The sequence below is a fragment of the Streptomyces sp. NPDC050085 genome (assembly GCF_044460595.1).
GTDB lineage: Bacteria > Actinomycetota > Actinomycetes > Streptomycetales > Streptomycetaceae > Streptomyces.
In genome coordinates this window covers 388,603-415,478 of the sequence record NZ_JBITJZ010000002.1, presented here as the reverse complement: position 1 = coordinate 415,478, position 26,876 = coordinate 388,603, and the positions used below count along the sequence as shown (strand labels likewise).

Annotated in this window: 22 protein-coding genes; 8 read left to right on the top strand and 14 right to left on the bottom strand. The window is 71.0% G+C overall.

Annotated elements, in window-relative coordinates; genetic code table 11:
- The first annotated feature begins 8 nt into the window (after positions 1-8).
- The gene (locus tag ACIBUY_RS10220) at positions 9-1,682 is read left to right on the top strand and encodes a thiamine pyrophosphate-binding protein (protein WP_399152334.1); all 1,674 of its coding nucleotides are present in this window, start codon (positions 9-11) and stop codon (positions 1,680-1,682) included.
- 7 nt (positions 1,683-1,689) lie between these two features.
- Here the strand turns inward: ACIBUY_RS10220 and ACIBUY_RS10215 are convergent, their stop codons facing one another.
- Positions 1,690-2,436: an endonuclease I family protein gene (locus tag ACIBUY_RS10215; RefSeq protein ID WP_399152526.1), complete on the bottom strand. Its 747-nt coding sequence runs from the start codon at positions 2,434-2,436 to the stop codon at positions 1,690-1,692.
- Positions 2,437-2,631: 195 nt separating this feature from the next.
- Positions 2,632-4,824 carry a glycosyltransferase family 39 protein gene (locus ACIBUY_RS10210; protein ID WP_399152333.1) on the bottom strand — a complete coding sequence of 731 codons (2,193 nt, stop codon included), beginning with the start codon at positions 4,822-4,824 and terminating at the stop codon, positions 2,632-2,634.
- 160 nt (positions 4,825-4,984) lie between these two features.
- Between ACIBUY_RS10210 and ACIBUY_RS10205 the strand changes: the two genes are divergently transcribed.
- Positions 4,985-8,725, top strand: coding sequence for an ABC transporter ATP-binding protein (locus tag ACIBUY_RS10205; protein WP_365563858.1), 3,741 nt, complete (start codon positions 4,985-4,987; stop codon positions 8,723-8,725).
- A 51-nt stretch (positions 8,726-8,776) separates the two neighbouring features.
- On the opposite strand, the gene ACIBUY_RS10200 is transcribed toward ACIBUY_RS10205, so the two are convergent.
- Positions 8,777-9,253: a hypothetical protein gene (locus ACIBUY_RS10200; RefSeq protein WP_365563860.1), complete on the bottom strand. Its 477-nt coding sequence runs from the start codon at positions 9,251-9,253 to the stop codon at positions 8,777-8,779.
- Between the two features lie 203 nt (positions 9,254-9,456).
- Here ACIBUY_RS10200 and ACIBUY_RS10195 point away from each other — a divergent pair, with 203 nt between their 5' ends.
- Both ACIBUY_RS10195 and ACIBUY_RS10190 read left to right on the top strand, forming a co-directional pair.
- The gene (locus ACIBUY_RS10195) at positions 9,457-9,870 is read left to right on the top strand and encodes a hypothetical protein (protein ID WP_399152332.1); all 414 of its coding nucleotides are present in this window, start codon (positions 9,457-9,459) and stop codon (positions 9,868-9,870) included.
- Positions 9,871-9,960: 90 nt separating this feature from the next.
- Entirely contained in the window at positions 9,961-11,358 is a 1,398-nt protein-coding gene (locus tag ACIBUY_RS10190; protein WP_365563862.1) for a S28 family serine protease, read from the top strand.
- A gap of 96 nt (positions 11,359-11,454) precedes the next feature.
- On the opposite strand, the gene ACIBUY_RS10185 is transcribed toward ACIBUY_RS10190, so the two are convergent.
- The 3 genes from ACIBUY_RS10185 to ACIBUY_RS10175 all read right to left on the bottom strand — a co-directional run bounded on the left by ACIBUY_RS10185 (position 11,455) and on the right by ACIBUY_RS10175 (position 15,573).
- Entirely contained in the window at positions 11,455-12,063 is a 609-nt protein-coding gene (locus ACIBUY_RS10185) for a hypothetical protein (protein WP_365563864.1), read from the bottom strand.
- 138 nt (positions 12,064-12,201) lie between these two features.
- A complete protein-coding gene (locus tag ACIBUY_RS10180; protein WP_399152331.1) occupies positions 12,202-14,115 on the bottom strand; it encodes a glycoside hydrolase family 3 protein in 1,914 nt (637 codons plus the stop codon).
- 546 nt (positions 14,116-14,661) lie between these two features.
- On the bottom strand, positions 14,662-15,573 hold the full coding sequence (locus ACIBUY_RS10175; protein WP_365563868.1) for a LysR family transcriptional regulator: 912 nt from the start codon (positions 15,571-15,573) through the stop codon (positions 14,662-14,664).
- 121 nt (positions 15,574-15,694) lie between these two features.
- On the opposite strand from ACIBUY_RS10175, the gene ACIBUY_RS10170 reads away from it, so the two are divergent.
- Positions 15,695-16,660 carry an EamA family transporter gene (locus tag ACIBUY_RS10170; protein WP_399152330.1) on the top strand — a complete coding sequence of 322 codons (966 nt, stop codon included), beginning with the start codon at positions 15,695-15,697 and terminating at the stop codon, positions 16,658-16,660.
- Here the strand turns inward: ACIBUY_RS10170 and ACIBUY_RS10165 are convergent.
- Together ACIBUY_RS10165 and ACIBUY_RS10160 are read right to left on the bottom strand one after the other, a co-directional pair.
- Positions 16,644-17,444, bottom strand: a complete 801-nt coding sequence (locus ACIBUY_RS10165; RefSeq protein WP_365563872.1) for a sugar phosphate isomerase/epimerase family protein — start codon at positions 17,442-17,444, stop codon at positions 16,644-16,646. The genes ACIBUY_RS10170 and ACIBUY_RS10165 overlap by 17 nt on opposite strands.
- A 103-nt stretch (positions 17,445-17,547) precedes the next feature.
- Positions 17,548-18,483 (bottom strand): GNAT family N-acetyltransferase, encoded by a 936-nt coding sequence (locus ACIBUY_RS10160; RefSeq protein ID WP_399152329.1) that lies wholly within the window; start codon positions 18,481-18,483, stop codon positions 17,548-17,550.
- Positions 18,484-18,842: 359 nt separating this feature from the next.
- On the opposite strand from ACIBUY_RS10160, the gene ACIBUY_RS10155 reads away from it, so the two are divergent.
- Positions 18,843-20,270: an alkaline phosphatase family protein gene (locus ACIBUY_RS10155; RefSeq protein WP_399152328.1), complete on the top strand. Its 1,428-nt coding sequence runs from the start codon at positions 18,843-18,845 to the stop codon at positions 20,268-20,270.
- 7 nt (positions 20,271-20,277) lie between these two features.
- Here ACIBUY_RS10155 and ACIBUY_RS10150 read toward each other — a convergent pair whose 3' ends face one another.
- The 6 genes from ACIBUY_RS10150 to ACIBUY_RS10125 all read right to left on the bottom strand — a co-directional run bounded on the left by ACIBUY_RS10150 (position 20,278) and on the right by ACIBUY_RS10125 (position 24,409).
- On the bottom strand, positions 20,278-20,664 hold the full coding sequence (locus tag ACIBUY_RS10150) for a DUF6294 family protein (RefSeq protein WP_365563880.1): 387 nt from the start codon (positions 20,662-20,664) through the stop codon (positions 20,278-20,280).
- Positions 20,665-20,725: 61 nt separating this feature from the next.
- Entirely contained in the window at positions 20,726-21,058 is a 333-nt protein-coding gene (locus ACIBUY_RS10145; protein ID WP_399152327.1) for a hypothetical protein, read from the bottom strand.
- Positions 21,049-21,435, bottom strand: a complete 387-nt coding sequence (locus ACIBUY_RS10140; protein ID WP_399152326.1) for a hypothetical protein — start codon at positions 21,433-21,435, stop codon at positions 21,049-21,051. The genes ACIBUY_RS10145 and ACIBUY_RS10140 overlap by 10 nt, the downstream gene beginning before the upstream one ends.
- A 93-nt stretch (positions 21,436-21,528) precedes the next feature.
- Positions 21,529-22,338 (bottom strand): inositol monophosphatase family protein, encoded by an 810-nt coding sequence (locus ACIBUY_RS10135; RefSeq protein ID WP_399152325.1) that lies wholly within the window; start codon positions 22,336-22,338, stop codon positions 21,529-21,531.
- A gap of 36 nt (positions 22,339-22,374) precedes the next feature.
- Positions 22,375-23,097 carry a hypothetical protein gene (locus ACIBUY_RS10130; RefSeq protein ID WP_365563888.1) on the bottom strand — a complete coding sequence of 241 codons (723 nt, stop codon included), beginning with the start codon at positions 23,095-23,097 and terminating at the stop codon, positions 22,375-22,377.
- 262 nt (positions 23,098-23,359) lie between these two features.
- The gene (locus ACIBUY_RS10125) at positions 23,360-24,409 is read right to left on the bottom strand and encodes a LacI family DNA-binding transcriptional regulator (RefSeq protein ID WP_365563902.1); all 1,050 of its coding nucleotides are present in this window, start codon (positions 24,407-24,409) and stop codon (positions 23,360-23,362) included.
- 153 nt (positions 24,410-24,562) lie between these two features.
- On the opposite strand from ACIBUY_RS10125, the gene ACIBUY_RS10120 reads away from it, so the two are divergent.
- Positions 24,563-25,720 (top strand): Gfo/Idh/MocA family oxidoreductase, encoded by a 1,158-nt coding sequence (locus ACIBUY_RS10120; RefSeq protein WP_365563905.1) that lies wholly within the window; start codon positions 24,563-24,565, stop codon positions 25,718-25,720.
- Complete coding sequence (locus tag ACIBUY_RS10115; protein WP_399152324.1) at positions 25,717-26,874, top strand: dihydrodipicolinate synthase family protein; 1,158 nt, start codon at positions 25,717-25,719, stop codon at positions 26,872-26,874. Before ACIBUY_RS10120 ends, ACIBUY_RS10115 begins: the two co-directional genes overlap by 4 nt.
- Positions 26,875-26,876 lie beyond the last annotated feature (2 nt).

Here is a 26,876-nt window from a genome sequence, read left to right as displayed (position 1 = left end):
TGAATCCGATGACCCACGACCACGACCTCGTCCTGCGGCCCACGCCGCGCCAGATCGAGGCCGCCCTCAATCCTCCCGCGGGGCGGACCGGCGGCGATCTGGTCATCGAGGCGCTCGCGGGTCTCGGCGCGTCCACCGTCTTCGGCCTGCCGGGACAGCACGCCCTCGGCCTCTTCGACGCGCTGCGCCGCAGCGACCTGCTGCGGTACGTCGGTCTGCGCACGGAGCAGAACGCCGGGTTCGCCGCCGACGCGTACGGCCGGGTGACCGGTGAGGTCGCCCCGCTGTTCGTGTCGACGGGGCCCGGCGCGCTGCTCACGCTGCCCGCGCTCCAGGAGGCGGCGGCCGCGTCGGCGCCGGTCCTGGTCGTGGCCAGTCAGGTGCCGGTGGCCGGGCTCGGCGGTGGCCGCCACGGCTATCTGCACGAACTCCCGGACCAGCAGGCCGCGTTCAGGGACGTCGTCAAGTCCGTCCACCCGGTCCGCACCCAGTCGCAGATCCCGTCGGCGATCGCGGCGGCCTGGGAGTCGGCGCTGAGCGTGCCGCACGGCCCGGTGTACGTGGAGATCCCGCAGGACGTGCTGCTCGCCCCGGCGCGGCTGCCCGTCCTCTCGGCGGCGGACGCGATCCCGCACGAACTGCCGCCGCTGCCCGAACTGACCGCGGTGGCCGCCGACTTGCTGGCCCGCGCCGAGCGGCCGGTGATCGTCGCGGGCGGCGGCGTGGTCCGCGCGGACGCCGCCGGCAAGCTGCGCGCGCTGGCCGAGCGGCTGACCGCCCCCGTCGTGTGCACGTACGGCGGCAAGGGCGCCTTCCCCTGGGAGCACCCGCTGTCGCTGCAGTCCTGGCTGGAGGACCGGCACACCACCGCGTTCCTGGAGGACGCGGACGTGCTCCTGGTCGTCGGCTCCGGGCTCGGCGAGCTGTCCTCGAACTACCACAGCTTCGCGCCGCGCGGGCAGATCATCCAAGTCGAGGCCGACGCGGGCAAGTTGGAGTCCAACCACCCGGCCCTCGGCATCCACGCGGACGCCCGCCTCGCGCTCCAGGCGCTCCTGGAGACGGTCGAGGAGCGTGCCGACGACAAGGCCGCGGCCCGCGTCGCCGAGCTGCTCGCCGCCGTGCGCGCCCGCATCGACGGCCAGGAACTCGCCCTGGAACAACAGGTGTTGGCCGATGTGCGCGCCGCACTGCCGCCCCGGGCGCCGTCCTTCTGGGACATGACGATCCTGGCGTACTGGGCCTGGGCGGCGTGGCCGGGCCCGATGCACTCGGCGCAGGGCGCGGGCGGCCTCGGCTACGGCTTCCCGGCCGCGCTCGGCGCCGCGGCCGCCGACCCCACCACGCCCGTCCTCGCGGTCTCCGGCGACGGCGGCGCCCTGTACTCGATCGCCGAACTGGCCACGGCGAAGCAGGAGTTGCTGAACGTGACCTGGCTGATCGTCGACGACGGCGGCTACGGCATCCTGCGCGCGTACATGACCGACGCGTACGGAGAGACGGCGGGCACCGAACTGACCCGGCCGGACTTCGTCGCCCTGGCCGAGTCGTTCGGGGTGCCCGCGGTGCGTACGTCGCCGGAGGCGCTGCGCGCGGACCTGGCGGCGGCGCTCGCCGCACCCGGGCCGAGCGTGGTCGTGCTCCCGGCCCGGCTGCGGATGTTCGCGCCGACGCATCTGTGAGGCAGGGCTACCAGATCGCCTCGACCCACTCCGGGTGGTCGATGAACGGGTTGCGGTTGTGCTGGTAGGTGTCGTAGATGACCTGGTTGCGCTTCTCCTCGAAGGCGCTCGGCGGGTCCTCGTCGCTCCACTGCTTGAGCACGGAGAGCTTGCCCATGTAGGGGTTGCTGCCGTTGTTCACCGACTCGTTGGGCTCCAGGTCGGCGAAGCCGTCGCCGCCCTCGTAGCGCACCGCCATGTAGAGGATCATGCGCGCCACGTCGCCCTTGTCGGCGTCGCGCGGCTCGAAGGAGTCGGAGTCGGTGAGGCTGCCGCCGCCGCCCGTGACGGTGCTGCCGCCGTTGTCGAAGTCCTTGTTGCCGCGGATGCTGTTGATGGTGACGTCCGCGGGCCGCAGGTGGTGCAGGTCCGTGCCGGGGCCCGTCACCTCGCCGAAGTCGCCGTGGGACTTGGCCCAGGTGTGCTCGCGGTTCCAGTCGCCCACGTCACCGCCGTTGAGGGACTTGGCCCGCGAGACGCCGCTGTACAGCAGGATCACGTTGCTGCTGTTGTTCGGGTCCTGGTCGGTGGCCTTCAGGGCGTCCCAGACCGCGGAGTACGAGATCTTCGTCTGGCTGCTGATGATCGTGTGCAGCGAGGACTTGAGGGCGGTGCCGGTCTTGCCGATCGCGTTCTTGTAGTACGTCGAGTCGTACGCGGTGGTCGTCGCGGAGGCGGGGCCCGCGGTGGTCAGGGGGAGGGCGACGGCGGCCATCAGTGTGGCCGCCGCGAGGGCGGCGGTGCGTATGTGGGTTCCGGGCATGAGGGGTGTCCGTCCGTTCTACGCGGGTTGACTGGGATGCAACCCGCGTAGAGTGACATGGACACGTAGTCTTTGGGTGAACGTTCCGGGTCGATCGTGTGACACAAAAGAGCCCCTGACAGTGCGTCAAGGGCCCTTTTGAGTCGACTACTTCACGTCGGACGGGTCCAGTCGGTAGAGCGACGCGGAGTCGGAGGAGTCGGAGGAGTCGGACGAGGCCGAGGAGTTCGACGACGAGGTCTTGCTGTACTCGCTCGCCTTCACCGCCGTGCCGTGCTTCTTCACCCACGCGGTGACCGCGGAGCTGACGTCGTTGCCGCCGCCCATGCCGCCCATGCCGCCCCCGCCGACCTGGATGTAGTGCAACTGGCCGCTCTCCACCAGCTTTTCGAGCTTGGCGACCGTCATGCCCCGGTCCGAGCCGGTGAAGCCGTACATGGAGATGACCGGCTTCTTGGTGCTGAGGATGAGTTGCGCGGCGGACTGCGAATTGGATACCGCGAGCAGCCACTTGGCGCCGTCCTGGTGCTTCTCCAGGTACGCGATCAGGTCGCTGTCGACGCTGCCGCCCATACCGCCGCCCATACCGCCGCCCATTCCGCCGCTCATGCCACCTCCGCCCATGCCGCCGCCACCGGGACCGCCGCTCGTGCCGCCGCCGGGTGCCTCGCCGCCCGCCTGGCCGTCGGGCATCTCGCGGCCGCCGGGGAAGCCGCCGTTCCCGTTCGGGGGTGTGCCGCCGGGGAAGCCGCCGTTCCCGTTCGGGGGTGTGCCGCCGGGGAAGCCGCCGCGGCCGACGCCACCGCCTCCGCCGGGTCCCCCCATGCCGCCGCCCGTCGTGGGTCCGGCCGTCGGGTTCGTGCCGCCCATGCCACCGGCCCCGCCGGAGGAGAACGGCTCGGCGAAGGCGTACGCCGCCGGGCCCGCGACCGACGCGACGACCGCGGCCGTCACCGCCGCCGCGAACAGCCGCAGCCGCTGCCCCGATGCCGTACGGAAGACGAGCAGGCCCGCGATCGCGAGCGCCGTGACGACGGCGACGGCGATCCACAGCCAGGTGTTCCAGCCGGAGGCGCGGCGCAGCAGCACGACCGACCAGAGCCCGGTGACACCGAGCGCGACCGGCAGCACCCATGCCCACCGCTTGTCCGCGCGGAAGGCGCGCACGAGCAGCACGCCGCCGCCTCCGCACAGCGCCGCGATGCCGGGGGCGACCGCGGTCGTGTAGTAGGGGTGCATCGTGCCCTCGGCCGTGGCGAAGGTGACGTAGTGCAGGAGGAGCCAGCCGCCCCACAGGACGAGGGCGGCGCGCGTGAGGTCCGTGCGCGGGGCACGGCCGCGCAGCACCAGACCGGCGACGAGCGCGATCGCCGCGAACGGGATCAGCCAGGAGATCTGGCCGCCGAGGGTGTCGTTGAAGAGCCGGCCGAGGCCCGCGGCGCCGGAGAAGCCGCCGCCTCCACCGGGCATGCCGCCACCGTTGCCCTCGCCGCCGAGGACGCGGCCCAGGCCGTTGTAGCCCATGATCAGGTCCCAGGCGGAGCCGTCCGTCGAGCCGCCGATGTACGGGCGGTCGGACGCGGGGACGAGGGAGACGGCCGTCGCCCACCAGAAGCTGGAGACGGCGAGGACCACGGCGGCCAGCGCCAGGTTGCGGGCCTTCTTCGCCCAGCCGAGCCGGGACGCGTACAGGTACACGGCGAAGACCGCGGGCAGGGCGATGTAGCCCTGCAGCATCTTCGTGTTGAAGGCGAGGCCGAAGCAGGCCGCGGAGGCGAGCAGCGGGAGCAGCCTGTCGTTACGGGTGGCGCGCAGGGCGAGGGCCGCGCCGCCGACCATCAGGAGCACCAGGACGGTGTCCGGGTTGTTGTCCCGGTTGATCGCGACCGTGATCGGCGTCAGGGCGAGCACGAGGGCGGCGATCGCCGCGGCCGCGTGGCCCCAGACCCGCTTCACGGACGCGTGCAGGATCCAGATCGTGCCGAGCCCGGCCCCGATCTGCGGCAGCATCATCTGCCAGGTGCCGAAGCCGAAGATCCGGCAGGACAGGCTCATCACCATCAGCGCGAACGGCGGCTTGTCCACGGTGAGGAAGTTGCCCGCGTCGATGGACCCGAAGAACCAGGCCTTCCAGCTCTGGGTGCCGCTGTAGATCGCGGCGCTGTAGAAGCTGTTGAGGCCGTTCGACGACAGGTTCCAGGCGTACAGCACGGCGGCGAGCGCCAGGATTCCGAGCAGCGCGGGCAGCGACCAGCGCGGCGTGCGGTGCACGGTCGGCGCGGCCGTCGGCAGCGGCGGCGGGGCGGGAGCGTGGGGGAGCGGTTCGGTCGCAGAGGTCACCAGTGCACTGTGGGCGGGGCGGGTGGGTGCGGGCTGTGGCGAACCTGGGTGCCACCTGTGGATACCCGAGTCGGAGGCCCCCGATTGTTGCGGCGGGATGAAATCCGGACCGGCCCGCGTTGGGGCTTTCGGCAGGTAGAGCGAGCGGGAGGCGGCACAGGTGGCGGAGACACGGGGCTGGGCGAAGAGACTGTGGGGCTACGCCATGCGCCACCCCAAGGACGTCTTCCTCGCGCTCGGGGCCTCGCTCGGCGGCATGGCCGTCATGGCGCTCGTCCCGCTGATCACCAAGGTCATCATCGACGACGTCATCGGCGACCACTCCCGGTCCATGGGCGCCTGGGCGGGCATCCTCGTCGGCTCGGCCGTCGTCGTCTACGTGCTCACGTACATCCGCCGCTACTACGGCGGCCGCCTCGCCCTCGACGTCCAGCACGACCTGCGCACGGAGATGTACGGGACGATCACGAAGCTCGACGGGCGGCGTCAGGACGAGCTGTCCACCGGGCAGGTCGTCGGCCGCGCCACCAGCGACCTGCAGCTCATCCAGGGCCTGCTCTTCATGCTCCCGATGACCATCGGGAACGTGCTGCTGTTCGTCATATCCCTGGTGATCATGGCGTGGCTCTCGCTGCCGCTGACCCTCGTCGCGCTGGCCGTCGCCCCCGCCCTGTGGTTCATCGCCAAGCGCAGCCGCTCCCGCCTGCACCCCGCCACCTGGTACGCGCAGGCGCAGGCCGCCGCCGTCGCGGGTGTCGTCGACGGTGCCGTCAGCGGCGTACGCGTCGTGAAGGGGTTCGGGCAGGAGGAGCAGGAGACCGGGAAGCTGCGCGAGGTCGGGCGCAAGCTGTTCGCCGGGCGCCTGCGGACCATCCGGCTCAACTCGAAGTTCACCCCGGCCCTGCAGGCCGTGCCCGCTCTCGGGCAGGTCGCCATGCTGGCCCTCGGCGGCTGGCTGGCCGTGCGCGGGCAGATCACGCTCGGCACCTTCGTCGCCTTCTCCTCGTACCTCGCGCAGCTCGTCGGCCCCGTGCGCATGCTCGCCATGGTCCTCACCGTCGGACAACAGGCCCGCGCGGGTGTCGAGCGCGTCCTCGAACTCATCGACACCGAGCCGTCCATCGAGGACGGCACGAAGGAACTGCCCGCCGACGCGCCCGCGACCGTCGAGTTCGACGACGTCGCCTTCGAGTACGCGGGCAGCGACCGGCCCGTCCTCGCCGGACTCTCCTTCGAGATCCGCGCCGGTGAGACCCTCGCCGTCGTCGGGTCCTCCGGCTCCGGCAAGTCGACCGTCTCGCTGCTCCTGCCGCGCTTCTACGACGTCACGCACGGCGCCGTCCTCATCGGCGGCCACGACGTGCGCGAACTGACGCTGGACTCGCTGCGGGCCGCCATCGGTCTCGTACCGGAAGACTCCTTCCTCTTCTCCGACACCGTCCGCAGCAACATCGCGTACGGAGTGCCGGACGCGACGGACGAGCAGATCGCGGCCGCGGCGCGCGCCGCGCAGGCCGACCGGTTCATCGCCGAGCTGCCCGACGGGTACGAGACCAAGGTCGGCGAGCACGGCCTGACCCTCTCCGGCGGCCAGCGCCAGCGCCTCGCACTCGCCCGCGCCATCCTCACCGACCCGCGGCTGCTCGTCCTCGACGACGCCACCTCCGCGGTCGACGCCCGCGTCGAGCACGAGATCCACGAGGCGCTGAAGTCGGTCATGGCCGGCCGCACCACCCTCCTCATCGCGCACCGCCGCTCCACCCTGAACCTCGCGGACCGCATCGCCGTGCTCGACGGCGGCAAGCTCGCCGCCATCGGTACGCACGAGGAGCTCGAGGCCGAGTCCCCGCTGTACCGGCGGCTGCTGACCGACCCCGACGAGCTCGGCGGCGTCTCGCCCGGGCACGCCCTGCCGACCGCGCCCGCCGAGGAGGACACCTCCGTGCGGGCCGAGCTGGACGCCGAGTTCGACGCCGAGCGCGGGGTCACCCCCAGGCTGTGGACGGGCGACCGCGACCCCAAGACCGCCAAAGATCCAGCGCTCACCGGGATGCCCGCGACGCCCGAGCTGCTCGCGCAGGTGGACGCGCTGCCGCCCGCCCTCGACACCCCCGCCATCGACGAGGCACGGGCCGTCGCGGCCGAGGACTCGTACGGCCTGCGCAGGCTGCTGCGCGGATTCGGGGCGCCGCTGCTGATCAGCCTGGGCCTGGTCGCGGTGGACGCCGGGGTGGGCCTCCTGCTCCCCGTCCTCATCCGGCACGGCATCGACAAGGGCGTCTCGCAGCTCGCGCTCGGCGCCGTGTGGGCCGCGGCCGCGCTCGCGCTCGTCGCCGTGCTCGTGCAGTGGGTCGCGCAGATCGGTGAGACCCGGATGACGGGACGCACCGGCGAGCGGGTCCTCTACTCGCTCCGCCTGAAGATCTTCGCCCAGCTCCAGCGGCTCGGACTCGACTACTACGAGCGGGAGTTGACCGGCCGGATCATGACCCGCATGACGACGGACGTCGACGCGCTCTCGACGTTCCTGCAGACGGGCCTCGTCACGGCCTTCGTCTCCGTCGTCACCTTCTTCGGCATCATGGTCGCCCTGCTCGTCATCGACGTACAGCTCGCACTCGTCGTGTTCGCGACGCTGCCGCCGCTGATCGTCGGCACGTTCTTCTTCCGCCGCTCCAGCGTCAAGGCGTACGAGCTGGCGCGCGAGCGCGTCTCCGTCGTCAACGCCGACCTCCAGGAGTCGGTCGCCGGGCTGCGCATCGTGCAGGCGTTCCGGCGCGAGAAGGACGGCGGCGAGCGGTTCGCGGCCGGCAGCGACAGCTACCGCGCGGCCCGCATCCGCGGCCAGTGGCTGATCTCGGTCTACTTCCCGTTCGTACAGCTGCTGTCGTCGGTGGCGGCCGCGGCCGTCCTGATGGTGGGCGCGCACCGGGTCGACGCGGGCACGCTCACGACGGGCGCCCTGGTCGCGTACCTGCTCTACATCGACCTGTTCTTCGCCCCCGTGCAGCAGCTCTCCCAGGTCTTCGACGGCTACCAGCAGGCGACCGTCTCGCTGGGCCGCATCCAGGAACTGCTGCGCGAGCCCACCTCCACGAAGGCCGCGCGCGAGCCGCTCGACGTGCTGTCCCTGCGGGGCGAGATCGCCTTCGAGGACGTCGAGTTCGCGTACGGGACGGACGAGGCGGCGCTGAGCGACGTGGCCCTGCGCATCCCCGCCGGGCAGACCGTCGCCTTCGTCGGTGAGACGGGCGCGGGCAAGTCGACGCTGGTCAAACTGGTCGCCCGGTTCTACGACCCGACGGGCGGCCGGGTCACCGTCGACGGCACCGATCTGCGCGACCTCGACATCACCGCGTACCGGCACCGGCTCGGCGTCGTCCCGCAGGAGGCGTACCTCTTCCCCGGCACGGTCCGCGACGCCATCGCGTACGGCCGCCCCGACGCCACCGACGCGCAGGTCGAGGCGGCGGCACGGGCGGTCGGCGCGCACGAGATGATCGCGACCCTGGAGGGCGGCTACCTCCACGACGTCGCCGAGCGCGGCCGGAACCTGTCGGCGGGCCAGCGCCAGCTGATCGCCCTGGCCCGCGCCGAACTCGTCGACCCCGACGTCCTCCTGCTCGACGAGGCCACCGCCGCGCTCGACCTGGCCACCGAGGCCCAGGTCAACCTGGCCACCGACCGCCTGGCGGGCCGCCGCACGACCCTGGTCGTCGCCCACCGCCTGACGACGGCGGCCCGCGCGGACCGCGTCGTGGTGATGGACCACGGGCGGGTCGCGGAGGACGGGACGCACGACGAGTTGCTTCAACTGGGCGGGAAGTACGCCGAGCTGTGGCGCACGTTCATCGGCGAGGCAGAATCCGAAACGGAGGCTGCCGTCAGTACGTCGCCGTGATCAGTACGGCGTCGCGATCAGTACGTCGACGTGCTCAGTACTTCGACGTGCTCAGTACTTCGACGTGATGTCGGAGATCTTGCGGGTCTCCAGGTCCGAGCGCACCGTCAGGTACGTGTACCGCACGTGCTTGCCGGTGCCCCAGGTCAGCCGGACCGTCGAGCGCGTGTGGCCCATGCCGCTGTCGCCCGCGGTCACCTGCCAGGCGTGGGGAACATTCTGGGCGCGCAGAACACCGTCCGCATCGTTCTTCTTCTCCCAGTCGACGAGGCGCTTGCGCAGGGCCGGGGTCAGATAGAACTTCCTGAGCTGGGCCGCGAGCGCGTTGTCCCCGGGGGCACCTCCCTCTGCGGCGACGTCGATGTACGCGCCGTAGAAGTGTGCGACCCGGTCGTAGGCCGCGTCCGGGCCGCCGCTGCGGGCCGGGGCGCCGGACGGGCCGCCGTCGGCGGCCGCCGTGGGGACGGCGACGGCGGCGACCAGCAGACCGGCGGCGAGGAGATATTTGGCGTGCTGGGTGTGGCTCATGACGGGACCCGCCTTTCGCGTTCTGTCCTGTCTGTTCTGTTGTTGTCGACGCTGTTCTGTTGTCTTCGACGACGGGTGGACAGCCAGGGTTGTCCCAAACATGGCAAAGATGCGGTATCGGTGCAGGTCGTGGGGAACCGGTCGGGCCGTGTGCCGCGTCCGTTCATCAGTACCCTGGTGCCGACGTGACGGGAGGGCCCACAGTGGTAAGAGGTGAGGACGGCGGCATAGGCGGCGGCCTGCGACGGGTGTGCGCGCTCGCGCTGACCGCTCTGCTCGGATCCGCGCTGCTGGTCGTCGCGGGCCCCGGCGTCGGCGGCGCCCAGGCCGCGTCGCTCTGCGCGGGACACAAGGTCCACACCCTCACGTTCGCCACCGGCTCGACCGTCGTCTACCGCAACCGCGACTACCTCTGCGCCGTCACCCTCGCCAAGCGCCCCGGCCGCCGCCAGGTCATGTCGGTCAGCATCCAGGCCCGCGGCAGCCGCGCCGTCGTCGACTCCGGCAGCTTCACGCACCACGCGGGACCCGTCACCGTGCACGCCGGTCACCGCTGTGTCCGTCTGAAGGGACGAGTGGGGTCGAAATCGGTCAGTTCGGGCTGGATCTTGTGCTGACCTTGCGCTGAGCGAACAACAAGTGCCTCTGGTGGTACGCCTGTTGCTCCGATAGTTTCCGGGGCGTATTCGGGTCTCCAGGGAGGGTGCATGCGCAGGACGCTCAGATGGCTGTTGTCGCTCGTGGTGCTGATAGGCACGATGAGCGCGGCGGGAACCGCCGCGACAGCCGCCACGGCCGACACCGGCACGGACATCAAGGACAGGCTGCTCGCCGTACCCGGCATGAGCCTCGTCGAGGAGAAGCCGTACACCGGCTACCGCTACTTCGTCCTCAACTACACCCAGCCGATCGACCACAAGCACCCGTCCAAGGGCACGTTCCAGCAGCGCATCACCGTGCTGCACAAGGACGTCAGCCGCCCGACGGTCATGTTCACCAGCGGCTACAACGTCTCGACGAACCCGTCGCGCAGCGAGCCGACCCGGATCGTCGACGGCAACCAGGTCTCCGTCGAGTACCGCTTCTTCACCCCGTCCCGGCCGCAGCCCGCCGACTGGTCCAAGCTCACCATCTGGCAGGCGGCCAGCGACCAGCACCGCATCTACCAGGCCCTCAAGCCGATCTACGGCGCCAACTGGCTGACCACCGGCGGCTCGAAGGGCGGCATGACCGCCACGTACTACGAGCGCTTCTACCCGCGCGACATGGACGGCGTCGTCGCCTACGTCGCCCCGAACGACGTCGTCAACGACGAGGACTCGGCGTACGACACCTTCCTCGCCGACGTCGGCCCGAAGGACTGCCGCGTCGCCCTGCAGAAGGTGCAGCGCGAGACGCTCGTGCGCCGCACCGCCCTGGAGAAGAAGTACAAGGACTACCTCGCGGCGAACAACTACACCGTGAACACGGTCGGTTCGCTGGACAAGGCGTACGAGGCGACCGTCCTCGACCTCGTGTGGGGCTTCTGGCAGTACCAGCCGGAGTCGGCCTGCGCGGACGTCCCGGACGCGGCGACCGTCACCGACCAGGCGCTCTTCGACTACGTCGACGCCGTCGGCGGCTGGTCGTCCTACGCCGACCAGGGCCTGGAGCAGTACACGCCGTACTACTACCAGGCGGGCGTGCAGCTCGGCTCGCCCGACATCAAGCAGCCCTGGCTCGGCCACCTGTCGCGCTACGGCTACCAGCCGCCGCGCAACTTCGTGCCGCGCTCCATCTCCATGAAGTTCGAGCCGTGGGCCATGTACGACGTGGACAGCTGGGTGCGCCACCACGCCACGCGCATGCTGTACGTGTACGGCGACAACGACCCGTGGGGCGCGGAGCGCTTCCGCCTCGGGGCCGGCGCCCGTGACTCGTACGTACTGACGGCGCCGCACGCCAACCACGGCGCGAACGTGGCCGGTCTGACCGCCGACGACAAGGCCCTCGCCACCTCGCGGATCCTCGCGTGGGCCGGTCTTTCGGGCACGACGGCGAAGGCGCCGAAGGACGCGAAGCTCGACCGGCCGGAAACGGTACGGGAGTTCAGCCTGCGCCCGTGACCGTCAGGTCATGAGCACGCTGTGACGGAAGGGGGCCGCGCACCACGCGGCCCCCTTCATGCGTTCTGTCCACCGTCACAGCTCACAGCTCACAGCTCACAGCTTCTTCGCGCAGCCGACCGGTTCCGCCCCGCCCAGCGTCACGTAGAGCGCCGTCGACGGCGGGCACGCGGTGCGGGCGGTCGTCGCCGAGGCCACCCGGTACTGCGGGGCGCGCTCGCCCGAGCCGTCGCACGCGGTCTCGCGGACCTGGCCCCTGCCCGCGGAGTACACGCAGTCGCCGACGATCGTGCGCGGGCCGCCCCCGCCGCCGGGATCGCCCGGGTGCGGTGCCTCCAGATTGCGCATGCAGGCGTAGCCCTGGGCGATCGTCCCGTCGCCGTTCTCGTCGGACGCCGGCCGGTTCTCGCTGATGTGCAGCACGAAGTCCGTGGTCCGCGGGCACGCCGGGCCCTCCGCGGCGCTGCCCTCGAAGCGGGCCACGACCCGCGCGACAGCGCTCTCGCTGCCGCACGACACCTCGTCGAACGACGTACGCCCCCGGGAACTGCACTCGCCCACCGCGAGGAATATCGCCCCGTACCCGGACGGGGAGCGCAGCGGATTCGCCGACGAGGGCGACGAACCGCCCCCCGACCCCGACGAGCCCTGACATCCGACCAGCGCGAGCGCCAGCAACGACGCCGCGCACACCACCCCAACCATCCGCGCAAGCATGGCAATCCCCCCGATATACCCATCCAGCGTGACCCGCCGAGGCGGGCGCACGCCAGACGTGCAAGGGGCTTTGCGCCAGTTGGGGGTGGTGCGCCGGTAGTGCGGCGTACGCCCCCTACGGCCGGATCAGTACCGCAGGCCGTACCCGATCGGGTAGAGCACCTGCGTCGGGTCGTCGGCCTTCTGCACCGGCACGGGCAGCTTCCCTCGCGGGTCGACCCGCCCGGCGATCACCCGCACCGCGGCCCGCAGTTCGACATCGATCCAGGAGTACGCGGCCACGTGCGCGCCCGTGGACGGCAGTTGGGCGATGTCGTACGGATTCCGCATCGACAGGGTGACGACGGGGACGCCGGTCGCGGCGAGGGCGTTCACCAGCTTCTGCTGCGCGCTGCCCGCGGCCACGTTGTACGTCCCGATGAGCACGGCGTCCTTGCCCTTGGCCGCCGCGACCGCCTGGTCGATGACGGCCTGGGTGGGGGCGGTGCCGGTCGGCAACACCGTTGCCGCGAAGCCGAGTTCGGTCAGGGCGGCGCCGATGACCGTGGTCGGCGGACCGTCGCTGAGGGAGGGGGAGGCCGGGTTCGCGCCGAGCACGAGGACGTTCTTGTGGCGGCGCCTGGACAGCGGCAGCAGCCCGTCCTTGTTCACCAGGAGCGTCGTCGTGCGCTCGGCGATCCGGTCGGCCGCCGCCAGGTGCGCACGGGTGCCCACCGTGCGGTCGACGCCGCGATGGGTGACGTACGGATCCTTGAACAGGCCCAGCTTGGCCTTCATCCGCAGGATGCGCAGGATCGAGACGTCCAGGCGCTCCTCGGTCAGCTCGCCGCTGCGCACCGCGTTGAGCACGGCGTTCCAGGAGACGTCCAGGGTCGGCGGGTTGAGCAGCTGGTCGACACCGGCGTTCAGCGCGAGCACGGGCACGCGCTCGTCCCCGTACTTCGTGCGTACGCCCTCCATGCCGAGCGAGTCGGTGATGACGACGCCGTCGTAGCCGAGCTGTTCGCGCAGGATGCCGGTGAGGATGGGGCGGGACAGGGTCGCCGGGTCCTCGGCCGGGTCGAGGGCGGGCACGACGATGTGGGCCGTCATGATCGAGTCGATACCGGCGGCGATCGCCGCCTCGAAGGACGGCCGGTCCAGCTGCTCCCACTGCTCGCGCGTGTGCGTGATGACGGGCAGTCCGGTGTGGGAGTCGGTGGCCGTGTCGCCATGTCCCGGGAAATGTTTGGCAGTTGAGGCGATGCGGGCCGACTGATAGCCCTTGACCTGGGCGGCGACCATCTTCGCGACGGCCGTGGGATCCGCGCCGAAGGAGCGGACGCCGATCACGGGGTTGGCCGGGTTGACGTTGACGTCGGCGTCGGGCGCGTAGTCCTGGACGATGCCGATCGCCCGCAGTTCGGCCCCGGCGATGCGGCCCGCCTCGCGCGCGTCGGACGTCGAGCGGCCCGCGCCGAGGGCCATGGCGCCGGGGAACAGGGTGGCGGGCTTGCCGACCCGGTCGACGATGCCGTGTTCCTGGTCGGTGGCTATCAACAGCGGTATTCGGGAGGGGTTCTGGGCCCCGGCGGTCTGTATCCCGTTGCTGAGGTCGGCTATCTGGTGCGGGTCGCGGACGTTGTGCGCCCACGCGAAGTAGATGATGCCGCCGAGCTTGTACTTGGCGATCATCTCGGCGGCCGTGCGGACGCCGATCTCCTTGAGGTTGGCGTCGATGTCGGCCTGGTCGGGGGCGGTGGCCGAGTGGCCGTACACCCGCATCACGAAGAGCTGGCCGACCTTCTCCTCCAGGGACATCCCGGAGATGATCTTCCTGAGGGCTTTGTCGCTCGGGGCGGTGGCGGCAGCGGCCTGGGCGGGGTCAGAAGGGGCGGCCCGAAGGGCCTTCCTTGAAAGGGTGGTGGCGGGAGACGGGTGGGCACTCAGGGTGGCGGCGGCGACACCGGCGGTGGTGGCCGCGAGCAACGTACGTCTGGAGAGGTGTTCCACGTGCGCTCCGTCCGAGGGGAAGGGCTGAAGGAAACTTCCGAGGGTCATGAATATGGGGAAAGTTTCTGCCAGTCAAGGGAGTCGGCGCGGTGGACTTCGCGCGGCAAGGGCCGAGTGACGGGGCCGGTGGAGGGTTTCGCTGAAGGGGCCGTCACCGGCGCTGTTGGAGGGGGGCGCGCCGGTGACGGCGTGCTGCCGGCCGCGTGCGGCGGAGAGGGTGGTCAGCGTTCGCAGCCAGCAGCGAGGCCGACACCGCACTACGGAGACTCACCGGCAGCGTGCCCTTTGGACGGGGCTCGCCGCGCCCCGGTTCCCCTCATTTGAAGGTTCTGGGAAGTTGGTGTGGAGGGGGCGAGGAGGGGTTGGGGTGACGGGGGGCGCTGCCGTGCCGGGCCAACTCACCGTTGCCGGAGGGGATTTCGTCGGCGACTGCGGGCCGGTGGTCCTGCTTCGCGCAGTACCCCGCGCCCCTGAAGTGCAGGCGCTTCGCGCCGCATTTCCCCGAGATGCCGCAGGCATCTCCGGGGCGCGGGGCTGTGTCATCAGCGGCTCCGCCGCGGGGCGCGACCAGCCCCCACCGGCCCGCAGCCGGGGTCACTCCTGCAGTAGGCAGACGGATCCCTGGGCGCGCAGCGCGGCGATCGTCTCCACGATCGCCGGGCGACGCGAACTCCCGCTGCGCCACAACGCGTACAGCCGCCGCCGCGGCATCGGATCCAACCCCACCGCAACGACCCCCGCCGGCAAGGCCCCCCGCCCGAGCCGAGGGATCAGCGCAACCCCCAACCCCGCCGCGACCAGCGCGGTCAGCGTCGGATTCTCCTCGGCCTGATGCACGATGAACGGCTCGAACCCGGCGGAGCGCATCGTGCGGACGAGCCAGTCGTGGCACACCCGCCCCGGCGGCTGCGACACCCACCGCTCACCCCCGAGCTCCTCCCGCCGCACCGCACGACGTCCGGCCAGCGCATGACCGGCCGGCACCAGCAGATCGCACAGGTCGTCCCCGATCACGGCCTGTTCCACCCCGGCGGGGGCCGGCAGGGGAGCGATGTCCCAGTCGTGCGCGACGGCCAGGTCTACGGCGCCCTTCGCGACGAGGTCGACCGACAGGTGCGGGTCGACCTCGCTGAGGCGGGCGTCGAGCGCGGGGTGTCGGGCGGCGAGGTCGGCGAGCGCGGCGGGCAGCAGGCCGCGGGCGGCGGAGGCGAACGCGGCGATGGTGAGCCGCCCGGCGGGCACCCCGCGCCGCTCCTCGAGGCCGGTCTCGGCACGCTCCACGAGGGCCATCAACTCCCGTGCGGTGTCGGCGAGTTGGAGCGCCTCGTCGGTCAGTCGGACGCCCCGCCCCTCCCGCTCGAGCAGCACCGTCCTGGTCTCCCGCTCCAGCTTCGCTATCTGCTGCGAGACGGCGGACGGGGTGTAGCCGAGGGCGGCCGCGGCGGCGCCGACGGTGCCGTGGACGGAGACGGCGTGCAGAGCGCGCAGCCGCTGAAGGTCCAGCATCGCTTCCCCTCCTTCATGGGGCTGCATGAGGCCGCTGCGTAGCTTCATGTAGCAGTGCTACATCCAACCATGCAGCAATCTTCGCTGGTGCTACATGGTCGTACGGAGTGATCCTCGACGCATGAGACCTGCGCACACCGGACTCGCCGTCCTCGTCGCCGCCCTGTGGGGCGTGAACTTCGTCGTCATCGACATCGGCCTCGACCACTTCCCGCCGCTGCTCTTCTGCGCCCTGCGGTTCCTGCTGGCGGCGCTGCCCGCGGTGTTCCTCGTGGGGCGGCCGTGCGTGCCGTGGCGCTGGATCGTCGGGGTCGGACTCGCCCTGGGCGTCGGCAAGTTCGGGCTGCTCTTCATCGGCATGAACACCGGGATGCCTGCCGGTCTGTCCTCGCTGGTGCTTCAGGTCCAGTCGGTGTTCACGGCGCTGATCGCGTTCGCGTTCCTGGGTGAACGCCCGGGCCGGGTAAGGGTGTTGGGGATGGCGGTGGCGCTCGCGGGCATCGCGGTGGCGGCCGTGGACGAGGGCGGTTCGGGACCCCTTGGCGCCTTCGTGCTCGTCCTGGTCGCGGCCGCGTTCTGGGGCGTGTCGAACGTGCTGACCCGCAAGGCGTCGCCGCACGCCCCGTTCAACTTCATGGTCTGGTCGAGCGCGGTCCCGGTCCTGCCCCTGCTCGCGCTCTCCTTCGTCTTCGAGGGCCCGACGCGCGACGCCGACGCCCTGTCCTCCCTGGACCTGCCGGGCGTCGGCGCCATCGTCTTCGTCGCGCTCGTCTCCACACTCTTCGGCTTCGGTGCGTGGAGCCGCCTCCTCCAGCGCTACGCGGCCTCGACGGTCGCCCCGTACTCGCTCCTGGTCCCGGTGTTCGGCATGTCCTCGGCGGCGCTGTTCCTGGGGGAGCCGGTCAGCGGCTTGCGGTGGTGCGCGGGGGCGCTGCTGGTGGGAGGCGTGGCGCTGACGTCATGGAGCGCACCGAAGGGGCGCGGGGCCGTATCGATCAGCGGGGCCGCATCGATCAGCGGTTCCGCATCGATCAATGGTTCCGCATCGATCAGTGGTTCCGCCGCGCAACCTACGCCGACTCGTTGAGCAGCCGGGCCAAGTGCTCCCGCCCCGACCGCAACAACGCGGGAAGCGGCTCGGCCGACTCGTACCACCTGGCCTCGTACTCCCAGCACAACCACCCGTCCCACCCCTCGCGACTGAGCACCTCCACGCACTCGGCCAGCGGCAGCACCCCCGTCCCGAGCGCGAGCGGCGTCGTGTCGTCGGGCCCCGCGATGTCCTTGACCTGGACGTATCCGAGGTAGGGGGAGAGGGAGGCGTACGAGACCGCGGGCTGTTCGCCGCCGAGCCAGGTGTGCATGACGTCCCACAGCACGCCGACGTTGCGGTGCCCGACGGGGCCGACGACGCGGGATGCGGCGGCCCCGGTGCGGTGCGAGTCGTGGGTCTCGAGCAGGACGCGCACACCCCGGTCGGCCGCGTACTCGGCGGCCACCCCGAGCCGCCGGGCCGCCGTGGCGTCGGCCTCCTCCGGGCCCTGTTCGTCGCCGCCGCCGGGAAAGACGCGGACGAACGGGGCGCCCAGGTCGCGCGCGAGGTCCACCAGGGCGCGGACGTCGTCGAGCACGGGGCCGTCCTCGCCGGGCGCCGCCACCCGCGCGTACCCGGCGACGCCGAGCACCTCGACGCCGGCCGCCTTGAACTCGGCTGCCGCGTCGGCGCGTTGGGCCGCAGTCGTGCCGGGATGCAGCGGCTCCTCGGGGTGGGCGCGCAGCTCCACCCCGTGATAGCCGTGCTCGGTCGCGAGCCGGAGGACGTCGGCCAGCGGGAGGCCGGGGACACCGAGGGTGGAGAACGCCAGTTTCATGGGGCGGACCCTACCCGCGCCGCCGGATCTCTCACTCAGGAGATTGCTCGGCGGACCACTCAGGGGACTGCTCAGGGGATTACTCGGGGGGCTACGCAGGGGATCACTCAGGGGCTTGGTGAAGCGGCAGCCGCCAGTCCTGCCCGATGAGGTCGGCGCCGAACGACCGGTGCGGGGTCTCCCCGACGAGCACGAAACCGTGACGCTGGTAGATCGAACGGGCCGACTTGAGCACGTCGTTCGTCCACAGCACCAGCTCGCGGTAGCCGACCCCGCGCGCGAAGTCGATGACCGCCCGCACCAGCCGGTCACCGACGCCGAGCCCGCGCGCCTCCGGCTCCACGAGCAGCAGCCGAAGCCGTGCGGTGCCGGGCGCCTCGTCCCGTACGCACATCACGCACCCCACGGGACGCCCGTCCAGCTCGGCGATCCACACCCGCTCCAGGTACGGGTCGTGGTCCTGCGCGAAGTCGGCGACGATGCGGGCGACCAGTCCCTCGTAGTCCGCATTCCAGCCGAACTCGGCTGCGTACACCGCCCCGTTGCGCGCCACGATCCAGCCGAGATCACCGGGGCCCGGCTCCCGCAGCAGTACGTTCTCGGGGTGCGGGGCGGCGCGGCCGTCGCCCAGGATCTCGCGCACGGTGCGCAACGCCTCGGCGAGGCGCGTGCGTTCGGCGGGCGGCACCGTGGCGAGCAGCGTGCCGACCGATTCCCGCGAACGCTCGTCGAGCAGCTCGGCCGCGGTGCGCCCGCGGGCGGTGAGGGTGATGCGGCGGCGCCGCGAGTCACGCTCGGACGAGGCGCGCTCGACCAGTCCTTCGCGCTCGAACTTGCCGAGGATGCGGCTCAAGTACCCGGCGTCCAGGGAGAGTTGGGTGCGCAGGTCGGCGGCGTCCACCACCTCCGCGTGCGCCAGCTCGTACAGCACGCGCGACTCGGTGAGGGTGTACGGGGCGTACAGATGGCGGCTGTAGTCCAGCGCGCCGATGACGTTCGTGTAGAAGCGGTTGAAGGACCGGATGTCCTGCACGGTCATGGCCACCTCGCGACAGGGTTCGCCGGATCATGGATCGTTGACTCAGTCAGAGGTTGAAAGTGTCGCCAGCGTACGCCGAGCGCCGCCGCGCGTCCACGATTCGGACGTATCGGCGGCGGGCCCGGCGGTGGACCGGGCGGCGGACCCGGCGGCACCCGGGTCAAGTCCGTGTATGTGGCAGGTATAGCGCTTCGGGGGTGCCTCAAGGGCGGCCCAAGGGTTGGCCAAGTCATTGCCGTGCGTTGTCGGCCATTTCATCGGCGGCCCCCTCCGCCCCACGTCCGACTCCCACCAGAGTGGTCCCAACGGCCCGTCGCACACGGGCCGTTGGCATGCCCGACACTCCAGAGGGGACTCCCATGACCGAGCTGACCCGACGCAGACTCCTCGGCTCCGCGGCAGGCGCCGTGGGCGGCGCCGCGGCCCTCGCGCTGCTGCCGCCCAGCGTGCAGAAGGCGGTGGCGGCGGGCCCGCCCCGCAAGGGCTCGCTGCGCGACATCGAGCACGTGGTGATGCTCATGCAGGAGAACCGGTCCTTCGACCACTACTTCGGCACCCTCAAGGGCGTCCGGGGCTTCAACGACCCCCACGCACTGCGGCTGAGCACCGGCCGCTCGGTCTTCTACCAGCCCGACGCCCAGAACCCGAAGGGCTACCTGCTGCCCTTCCACCTCGACACGCACTCCACCAGTGCCCAGGCCATCCCCTCCACGAGCCACGCCTGGTCGGTCCAGCACGAGGCCTGGAACAACGGCGCGATGGACCAGTGGCTGCCCGCCCACCGCAAGGCCGACGGCGTCAACGGGCCCTACGTCATGGGCTATTACACCCGCAAGGACATACCGTTCCAGTTCGCCCTCGCGGAGACCTTCACCATCTGCGACCACTACTTCTGCTCGGTCTTCGGCCCGACCTGGCCCAACCGCCTGTACTGGATGACGGGCACCATCGACCCGGGCGGCACCCGGGGCGGCCCCATCCTCAACAACACGGCACCCACGCCGTACCGCTGGACGACGTACGCCGAACGACTGCAGGCCGCAGGCGTCAGCTGGAAGGTCTACCAGCAGGACGACGACTACGGCTGCAACATGCTGGAGCAGTTCGCGACGTTCAAGAACGCCCAGCCCGGCTCCGACCTGTACGAGCGAGGGGTGCGCCCGCAGCCGGAAGGCACCTTCGAGGACGACGCCCGCAACGACCGTCTCCCGGCGGTGAGTTGGATCATGCCGACGAGCTACCAGTCGGAGCACCCGGACTACCTTCCGGCGGCCGGTGCCGACTTCGTGGCGCAGAAGATCGAGGCGATCGCGTCCAACCCCAAGGTGTGGGCGAAGACGGCCTTCATCCTCAACTACGACGAGAACGACGGCCTGTTCGACCACGTGGCCCCGCCCACGCCGCCGACGGGCACGCCCGACGAGTTCGTCAAGGGTCTGCCCATCGGCGGCGGGTTCCGCGTCCCGGCGATCATCGTCTCGCCGTGGACGGTCGGCGGCTGGGTGGCGTCGGAGTCCTTCGACCACACCTCCGCTCTCCAATTCCTGGAGCGGTTCACGGGAGTCGAGGAGCCGAACATCACCGATTGGCGCCGCGACACCTTCGGCGACCTCACCTCGGCCTTCCGCTTCTCCCATGCCACGCACCGCCCGCCGCGGCTGCCGGACAACACGGCGGAGCAGCTGGAGCAGGCGAAGGAGGAGGTGGCGACGCTGCCGAAGCCGACGCTGCCCGGCGCGGACCAGTCGTTCCCGCACCAGGAGCGCGGCCGCCGCCCGCACGTGTGACGCGCGCTCAGCAGCTGTAGAACTGGACGGCTCTCTCTACGCGGCTCACCTCCCCGGGGTCGGTGGGGAACTGGATTCCCCAGTCGTAATGGGGAGAGGGGCCGCCCTCGCCGTCGTCCATCTCGGGGCTGTCGGCCCGGACACCGAAGATCTGATTGCCGAACTGGTCCTGGAATTCGAACCGGCAGTGCCAGATGTCACCGCTGTGCGTCTCGTCGGTCCAGGTGGTGCAGTTCCACGTGCCCGTACCGTCGTCGGACAGCACGATGCGGCCGTTGGTCTGATGGCAGTCGCCGTAACTCAGGTCGCCCCACGTGAATACCTTGGACGCGACGTCCAGCGCGGTCTCGACGTGGGCGGACAGGAATTCTCTCGGTTGGACGTCTTCTGTCATGCATACCTCCTGAAATCCGCGCTCTCCGCGCTCTCCGCGCTCTCCGCGCTCGTCACGTTCATCACGGACAAGTGAAGAGGCGGATGGAGCCGAAGGTGAGGGGCGGAATGTAGTCGGATTCGCCGAGGCCGTCCGCGATTTCGGTGCCGGTGCAGTCGGAGGCCCGGAAGACGCCCCAACTTCCCCACCCCGCACGGTTCCCGGCGGCGATGTTGTCCACGTGGTCCCGGAGCGAGGGCACCACACAGGTACCCGGGGTCACCCCGTCGCGATAGCTGGTCAGATTCCCGGACTTCACCCGCAGCGTGCAGGCCGTCTCCGCGCCGGAGGCGGCCGTCGACATGCCGAGGGTCAGCGCCAGCGCGAACGCGCCGGCCGTCATGGCTACTTGCATGCGTTCATCCTCAGAGAGGCGAAGAAGACCTCGTTCGGGCGGAAGTCCCGGTATCCGGACCCGAGCGCGACGAGCGAACCCTCGCAGTTCGGCGCGGAATACAGGGCCCATTCCGAACTGCGCGGATAGGACCCCACCCATTCCGCACTGCCCGCGCTGGTGCCCCGGCACTCACCGGTGACCATGTCGGGCGACACCCATTCGACCCCGCCGGAGAACCAGGTGAGATCACAGGTGAACGCGGAATGGGCAGGGGAGGCCGCGACGGTGAAAAGAACGGTGAGCCCGGCGGCGGCAGCGACAGATATCCGCCTTACCCGCCGCCGCAACCTTGTCGGGGATCGCTTTCTGATTTCCTCCTGATCGGTGTGGCGCATGCACCGAGTGTGGAGGAGGAATCGCAGGGGTGTGTATTCCCTGAAGGAGGTAATTGACAGGCGCACGGAAAGCGACTAGTCGGCCACGGGACTTCAGCCCTGCTTGCGAATGATCTTCAGCAACAGGGCATGCGTCTCCGCGTCGGCCGCCGCCACGAGGCCGTTCGCGCCGCTCAGTACCGGTTCGCCGTCGATCCCGCTCAGCACGCACCCGGCCGCCCGGCACAGTGCGATCCCGGCGGTGAAGTGGACGCTGTCGCGCAGGTCGCCGTCGGTGACGTACGCGGCTCTGCGCCCGGCGGCGACCCAGGCGACGGCCAGGGTGGTGGAGACGACGCGGGGTCGGAAGTGTGCGGCGAAGAGCGGGTCGGCGAGGAGGTGGGTGCCGCGGAAGGAGGGGGAGAGGAAAGGGGGATCGAGATTGACGTCGACGAGTCGGCTGCCGGGGGAGGGGACGAGTGCCGCGTCACCGTGACTGTCCCCGCGTCGCACGGCAGTACTCGTGCCATCGGTCCAGAACACCTCGCCGCTGAACGGGTCGGCCGTAGCGGCGGCGACGGTCTCTCCGCCCACCCGCAGGGCGACGTTCACCCCGACCAGCATGTTCTGGACGGCGTAGTTGAGCGTCCCGCACAGTGGGTCGACGAACCACCGCCGCGCGGCGGCACCTTCGCCACTCGCGCCGCTCTCTTCACCGACGACGGCGTCACCGGGTCGAGCGCGGCGGAGTACGGCGAGGATGGCCTCCTCGGCGGCGAGGTCGGCGGCGGTGGCGAAGTCGCCACCGCCCTTGTCGACCCGGTCGAGCGAGGCCCCGTACATCTCGCGCACCACGTCGGCCCCGGATCGGGCCGCGGATATGGCGAGTTGGGCGTCGCTCGACGCCACGTCGTTGATCGTCATGGCCGCAGCGTAGCCAAGCCCCGACCCGACCTGGCCTCAGTCGCCGTCGATGATCTGGTACAGGTAGATGATGTGGGAGTCGTCCTCCGGCATGGAGTTCACGTCGTCGGACTGGGCGTCGATCCGGAAGTAGAACTGGGGCGCCTTGGGCCCCTTGAGCTCGCCGCTGTCCTCCATCTTGACCAGCTGGTCGATGAACGCGTTGGCCTTCGGCGTCTTCGTGCCCAGGTCGCTGGCGAGCTTGCCGCCCACGACGACCTTCAGGTGGATGTCGTCGACGAGCACGTTCGTCGCGGCGCCGGTCGCACTGGACGGCACGAACTTGGGACCCTCGGCGCCGCACTCGTACATGCCGAGCACGACACCGAACACGGGGAACGGGCTCTCGCCGCCCATGTTGACGGACTCGATCGACCCGTAGGGCCCCTGCCCGCCGTGATCGCAGACCGAGCCGGTCGGCGGGGTCTGCCGGTCCGCGTAGTCCCAGTCGCCCTTGTCGTCCCCGCCGCTCGAACCGCCGTTGCCTCCACCGGAGTTGGCCTCGCCGCTCTTGATCGGGGCGGGCGTGCCGGTCTTGTCCGGCGCACTCGCGGACGGCGACGCACTCGTGGGCGCCGACGCGCTGGCGGACGGACTGGCCGAACTGCCCGCCTTCCCGTCGTCCTCGCTCGGCCCGCACGCGGTGGTCACGCTCAGCGCGGCCACGACGGCCACGCCCAGGGCGTACTGCTTCATGTTCCTGTTCATGTTCCCGCGCATCGCACGCATGGTCTTTCCCCCGATGTCAGCGCACGTGGTCATGCGCATGGTCAACGATCAATGCACCGGGAGTGTGCCCGCGGAACCCCCCACTCCGCACTGGCCGTACCGGATCGTTACGGATCACAGACAATGCCGAAGCCATGCCGTCGAGTACGGCAAGGGGGACCTCCCGGCGGCACCATCGCCACCAGGCCGATGGACAGGTTCAGCCGGACAGGTTCAGCCGGACAGGTTCAGCCGGACAGGTTCAGCGCGGCGCTCACTTCGTGCGCGGTGCGTCCGTCGACCCCCGCACCATCAGTTCCCCGTGCACCACGTCCACCCCGCCGGCCGGCGCCGGCTCCCGGCCCATCGCGATGCGGCCCGCCCGCGCCGCCGCCTCCGCCAGGGGGAGGCGGACCGTCGTCAGGGCCGGGACCGCGTCCACGCTGAAGGGGAGGTCGTCGAAGCCCGCCACCGAGACGTCCTCCGGGATGCGCAGGCCCGCCTCGCGCAGGGCCGCGCACGCGCCGAGCGCCACCGTGTCGTTCGCCGCGACGATCGCCGTCAACAGGGGCTGCCTGCGCAGGAGTTCACGCGTCGCCGCGTGCCCGGCGGCCCGGTCGTACGAGCCGTGTGCCACCAGGCCGTCCGACTCCGTCACGCCCGCGTCCGCGAGCGCCTCGCGGTGGCCCTCCAGGCGGTGGCGCGTCGTCGTGCGTTCCTCGGGGCCCGCCACGTAGCCGATGCGGCGGTGGCCGAGGGTGAGCAGGTGGTGGGTCAACTCCCGGGCGCCGCCCCGGTTGTCGAAGGTCAGTGCCACCGCGTCCGTCTCGGGCACCGGCGGCCGCCCGCACAGCACGACCCGGGTGCCCGCCTCCGACAGGCGCCTCAACTTGCTTGCCACGGCGGCCACATGGGCCTCGTCCTCGATCGCTCCGCCCGTCAGGACGACCGCCGCCGCGCGCTGGCGCTGCAACAACGTCAGATACGTCAGCTCGCGCTCCGGGGAGCCGCCCGTGTTGCAGACCACCGCGAGGCGCTCGCCGCCCGCCCGGCCGCCCGGGCCGACGATCTCGGACTGCACCGCGGACGCCATGATCCCGAAGAAGGGGTCGGCGATGTCGTTGACGAGGACGCCGACCAGGTCGGAGGTGGCCGCGGCGAGGGCGCTGGCCGGGCCGTTGAGGACGTAGTCGAGTTCGTCCACCGCCTTCAGCACGCGCTCGCGCGTGGCCGCGGCGACCGGATAGTTGCCGTTCAGGACGCGGGAGACGGTGGCGGGGGACACCTGCGCGCGGGCGGCCACGTCCGCCAGGGTCACGGTCATCGAGTCATCCTCGTATCCGGTCCGGTATCCGCTCTTGTCCGAGCGGCTGTGCAGAGGCTAGCTTCTTCTCACATAGAAAGCGCTTGCTACGCAGGATTCGGCAAGCGCTGATTCGCGTATGCCGCGTATGGGTGGCTGGACGAAGGGACAGACGTGACACGCAAGACGGTGCGCATCGCCATGAACGGTGTGACGGGGCGCATGGGCTACCGCCAGCACCTCGTCCGTTCCCTCCTCGCCCTGCGCGACCAGGGCGGACTCGACCTCGGCGACGGTACGGTGCTGTGGCCCGAGCCCGTGCTCGTCGGGCGCCGCGAGCACGCCCTGAAGGCCCTCGCCGCGAAGCACGGCCTCGACGAGGCGAACATCTCCACCGACGTGGACGCCGTACTCGCCGACGACAGCATCGACATCTTCTTCGACGCCGCGATGACCTCGGGCCGCGAGGAGGTCCTCAAGAAGGCGATCGCCGCCGGCAAGCACGTCTACACCGAGAAGCCGACCGCGACGGGCCTCGAGGGCGCGCTCGAACTGGCCCGGCTCGCCAAGGCCGCCGGGGTCAAGTCCGGCGTCGTCCAGGACAAGATCTTCCTGCCGGGCCTGCTCAAGCTGAAGCGCCTCATCGACGGCGGCTTCTTCGGCAAGATCCTGTCCGTGCGGGGCGAGTTCGGCTACTGGGTCTTCGAAGGTGACTGGCAGGAGGCCCAGCGGCCGAGCTGGAACTACCGCAGCGAGGACGGCGGCGGCATCGTCGTCGACATGTTCCCGCACTGGGAGTACGTCCTGCACGAGCTGTTCGGCCGCGTCGCCTCCGTGCAGGCGCTGATCACCACGCACATCCCGCAGCGCTGGGACGAGAACGGCAAGCCGTACGACGCCACCGCCGACGACGCCGCGTACGGCATCTTCGAGCTCGACGGCGGCGCGGTCGCGCAGATCAACTCCTCCTGGGCCGTGCGCGTCAACCGGGACGAGCTCGTGGAGTTCCAGGTGGACGGCACCGAGGGGTCCGCTGTCGCCGGGCTGCGCAACTGCCGTGTCCAGCACCGCAGTTCGACGCCGAAGCCGGTGTGGAACCCGGACATCCCCGCCACCTACTCCTTCCGCGACCAGTGGCAGGAAGTGCCCGACAACGCCGAGTTCGACAACGGCTTCAAGGCGCAGTGGGAGCTCTTCCTCAAGCACGTCTACACCGGCACGCCCTACCACTGGGACCTGCTGGCCGGCGCCCGCGGCGTCCAGCTCGCCGAGCTCGGCCTGCAGTCGTCCGCCGAGGGCCGCCGCATCGACGTACCGGAGATCACGCTGTGACGATCCAACTTCCCGACAGTGGTGGGGTGTTGAGGTCCTACGTACCTCGCGCCGAGCCTCTCGCCTTCGACACCGGTGCGCCCCTCTCCTCCCGCGTCGTCTTCTCCGCGGCCCACGTCGTCGCCGATCCGTTCGCCGACACGACCCCGGACTCGCCGGCCGCCGTCGACTGGGACGCCACCCTCGCCTTCCGCCGCCACCTGTGGTCGCACGGCCTCGGCGTCGCCGAGGCCATGGACACCGCGCAGCGCGGCATGGGCCTGGACTGGGCCGGTGCCGCCGAGCTCATCACGCGCTCCGCGGCCGAGGCGAAGGCGGTCGGCGGGCGCATCGCGTGCGGCGTCGGCACCGACCAACTGACCGGCCCCGCCCAGGACTTGGCGCAGGTGCGCGCCGCCTACGAGGAGCAGCTCGCGCTCGTCGAGGAGGCGGGCGCGCAGGCCATCCTCATGGCGTCCCGCGCGCTCGCCGCCGTCGCCCGGGGCCCCGAGGACTACCTCGAGGTCTACGGCCACCTGCTGCGCCAGGCCGCCGAGCCGGTCGTCCTGCACTGGCTCGGCCCCATGTTCGACCCGGCGCTCGACGGCTACTGGGGCTCCGCCGACCTGGACGCCGCGACCGAGACGTTCCTCGAGGTCATCGCCGCGCACCCGGACAAGGTCGACGGCATCAAGGTCTCCCTCCTCGACGCCCGGCGCGAGGTCGACCTGCGCCGCCGCCTGCCGAAGGGGGTGCGCTGCTACACCGGCGACGACTTCAACTACCCCGAGCTGATCGCGGGCGACGACCGCGGGTTCTCGCACGCCCTGCTCGGCGTCTTCGACCCGCTGGGCCCGCTCGCCGCCCAGGCGGTCCGCGTCCTCGACACGGGTGACGCGAAGGGATTCCGCGAACTCCTCGACCCCACCGTCGAGTTGTCGCGCCACCTCTTCCAGGCGCCGACCCGCTTCTACAAGACCGGCGTCGTCTTCCTGGCCTGGCTCTCCGGCCACCAGGACCACTTCACGATGGTCGGCGGCCTCCAGTCCGCGCGCTCACTGCCGCACTTCGCGCGCGCCTACGAACTCGCCGACGGCCTCGGCCTGTTCCCGAACCCGGAGCTCGCCGAGTCCCGCATGAAGAACCTGCTCGCCCTGTACGGAGTGACCGGATGACC

Bases quoted from the DNA above. Each gene is read 5' to 3' on its own strand.
- ACIBUY_RS10160 (WP_399152329.1), bottom strand. From the start codon at position 18,483: ATGACCGTGCAGGACATCCGGTCCTTCAACCGCTTCTACACGAACGTC.
- ACIBUY_RS10130 (WP_365563888.1), bottom strand. From the start codon at position 23,097: ATGCGCGGGAACATGAACAGGAACATGAAGCAGTACGCCCTGGGCGTG.
- ACIBUY_RS10220 (WP_399152334.1), top strand. From the start codon at position 9: ATGACCCACGACCACGACCTCGTCCTGCGGCCCACGCCGCGCCAGATC.
- ACIBUY_RS10190 (WP_365563862.1), top strand. From the start codon at position 9,961: ATGCGCAGGACGCTCAGATGGCTGTTGTCGCTCGTGGTGCTGATAGGC.
- ACIBUY_RS10140 (WP_399152326.1), bottom strand. From the start codon at position 21,435: ATGCGCCACACCGATCAGGAGGAAATCAGAAAGCGATCCCCGACAAGG.
- ACIBUY_RS10135 (WP_399152325.1), bottom strand. From the start codon at position 22,338: ATGACGATCAACGACGTGGCGTCGAGCGACGCCCAACTCGCCATATCC.
- ACIBUY_RS10155 (WP_399152328.1), top strand. From the start codon at position 18,843: ATGACCGAGCTGACCCGACGCAGACTCCTCGGCTCCGCGGCAGGCGCC.
- ACIBUY_RS10175 (WP_365563868.1), bottom strand. From the start codon at position 15,573: ATGCTGGACCTTCAGCGGCTGCGCGCTCTGCACGCCGTCTCCGTCCAC.
- ACIBUY_RS10150 (WP_365563880.1), bottom strand. From the start codon at position 20,664: ATGACAGAAGACGTCCAACCGAGAGAATTCCTGTCCGCCCACGTCGAG.
- ACIBUY_RS10125 (WP_365563902.1), bottom strand. From the start codon at position 24,409: ATGACCGTGACCCTGGCGGACGTGGCCGCCCGCGCGCAGGTGTCCCCC.
- ACIBUY_RS10170 (WP_399152330.1), top strand. From the start codon at position 15,695: ATGAGACCTGCGCACACCGGACTCGCCGTCCTCGTCGCCGCCCTGTGG.
- ACIBUY_RS10165 (WP_365563872.1), bottom strand. From the start codon at position 17,444: ATGAAACTGGCGTTCTCCACCCTCGGTGTCCCCGGCCTCCCGCTGGCC.
- ACIBUY_RS10145 (WP_399152327.1), bottom strand. From the start codon at position 21,058: ATGCAAGTAGCCATGACGGCCGGCGCGTTCGCGCTGGCGCTGACCCTC.
- ACIBUY_RS10215 (WP_399152526.1), bottom strand. From the start codon at position 2,436: ATGGCCGCCGTCGCCCTCCCCCTGACCACCGCGGGCCCCGCCTCCGCG.
- ACIBUY_RS10185 (WP_365563864.1), bottom strand. From the start codon at position 12,063: ATGGTTGGGGTGGTGTGCGCGGCGTCGTTGCTGGCGCTCGCGCTGGTC.
- ACIBUY_RS10200 (WP_365563860.1), bottom strand. From the start codon at position 9,253: ATGAGCCACACCCAGCACGCCAAATATCTCCTCGCCGCCGGTCTGCTG.
- ACIBUY_RS10180 (WP_399152331.1), bottom strand. From the start codon at position 14,115: ATGACCCTCGGAAGTTTCCTTCAGCCCTTCCCCTCGGACGGAGCGCAC.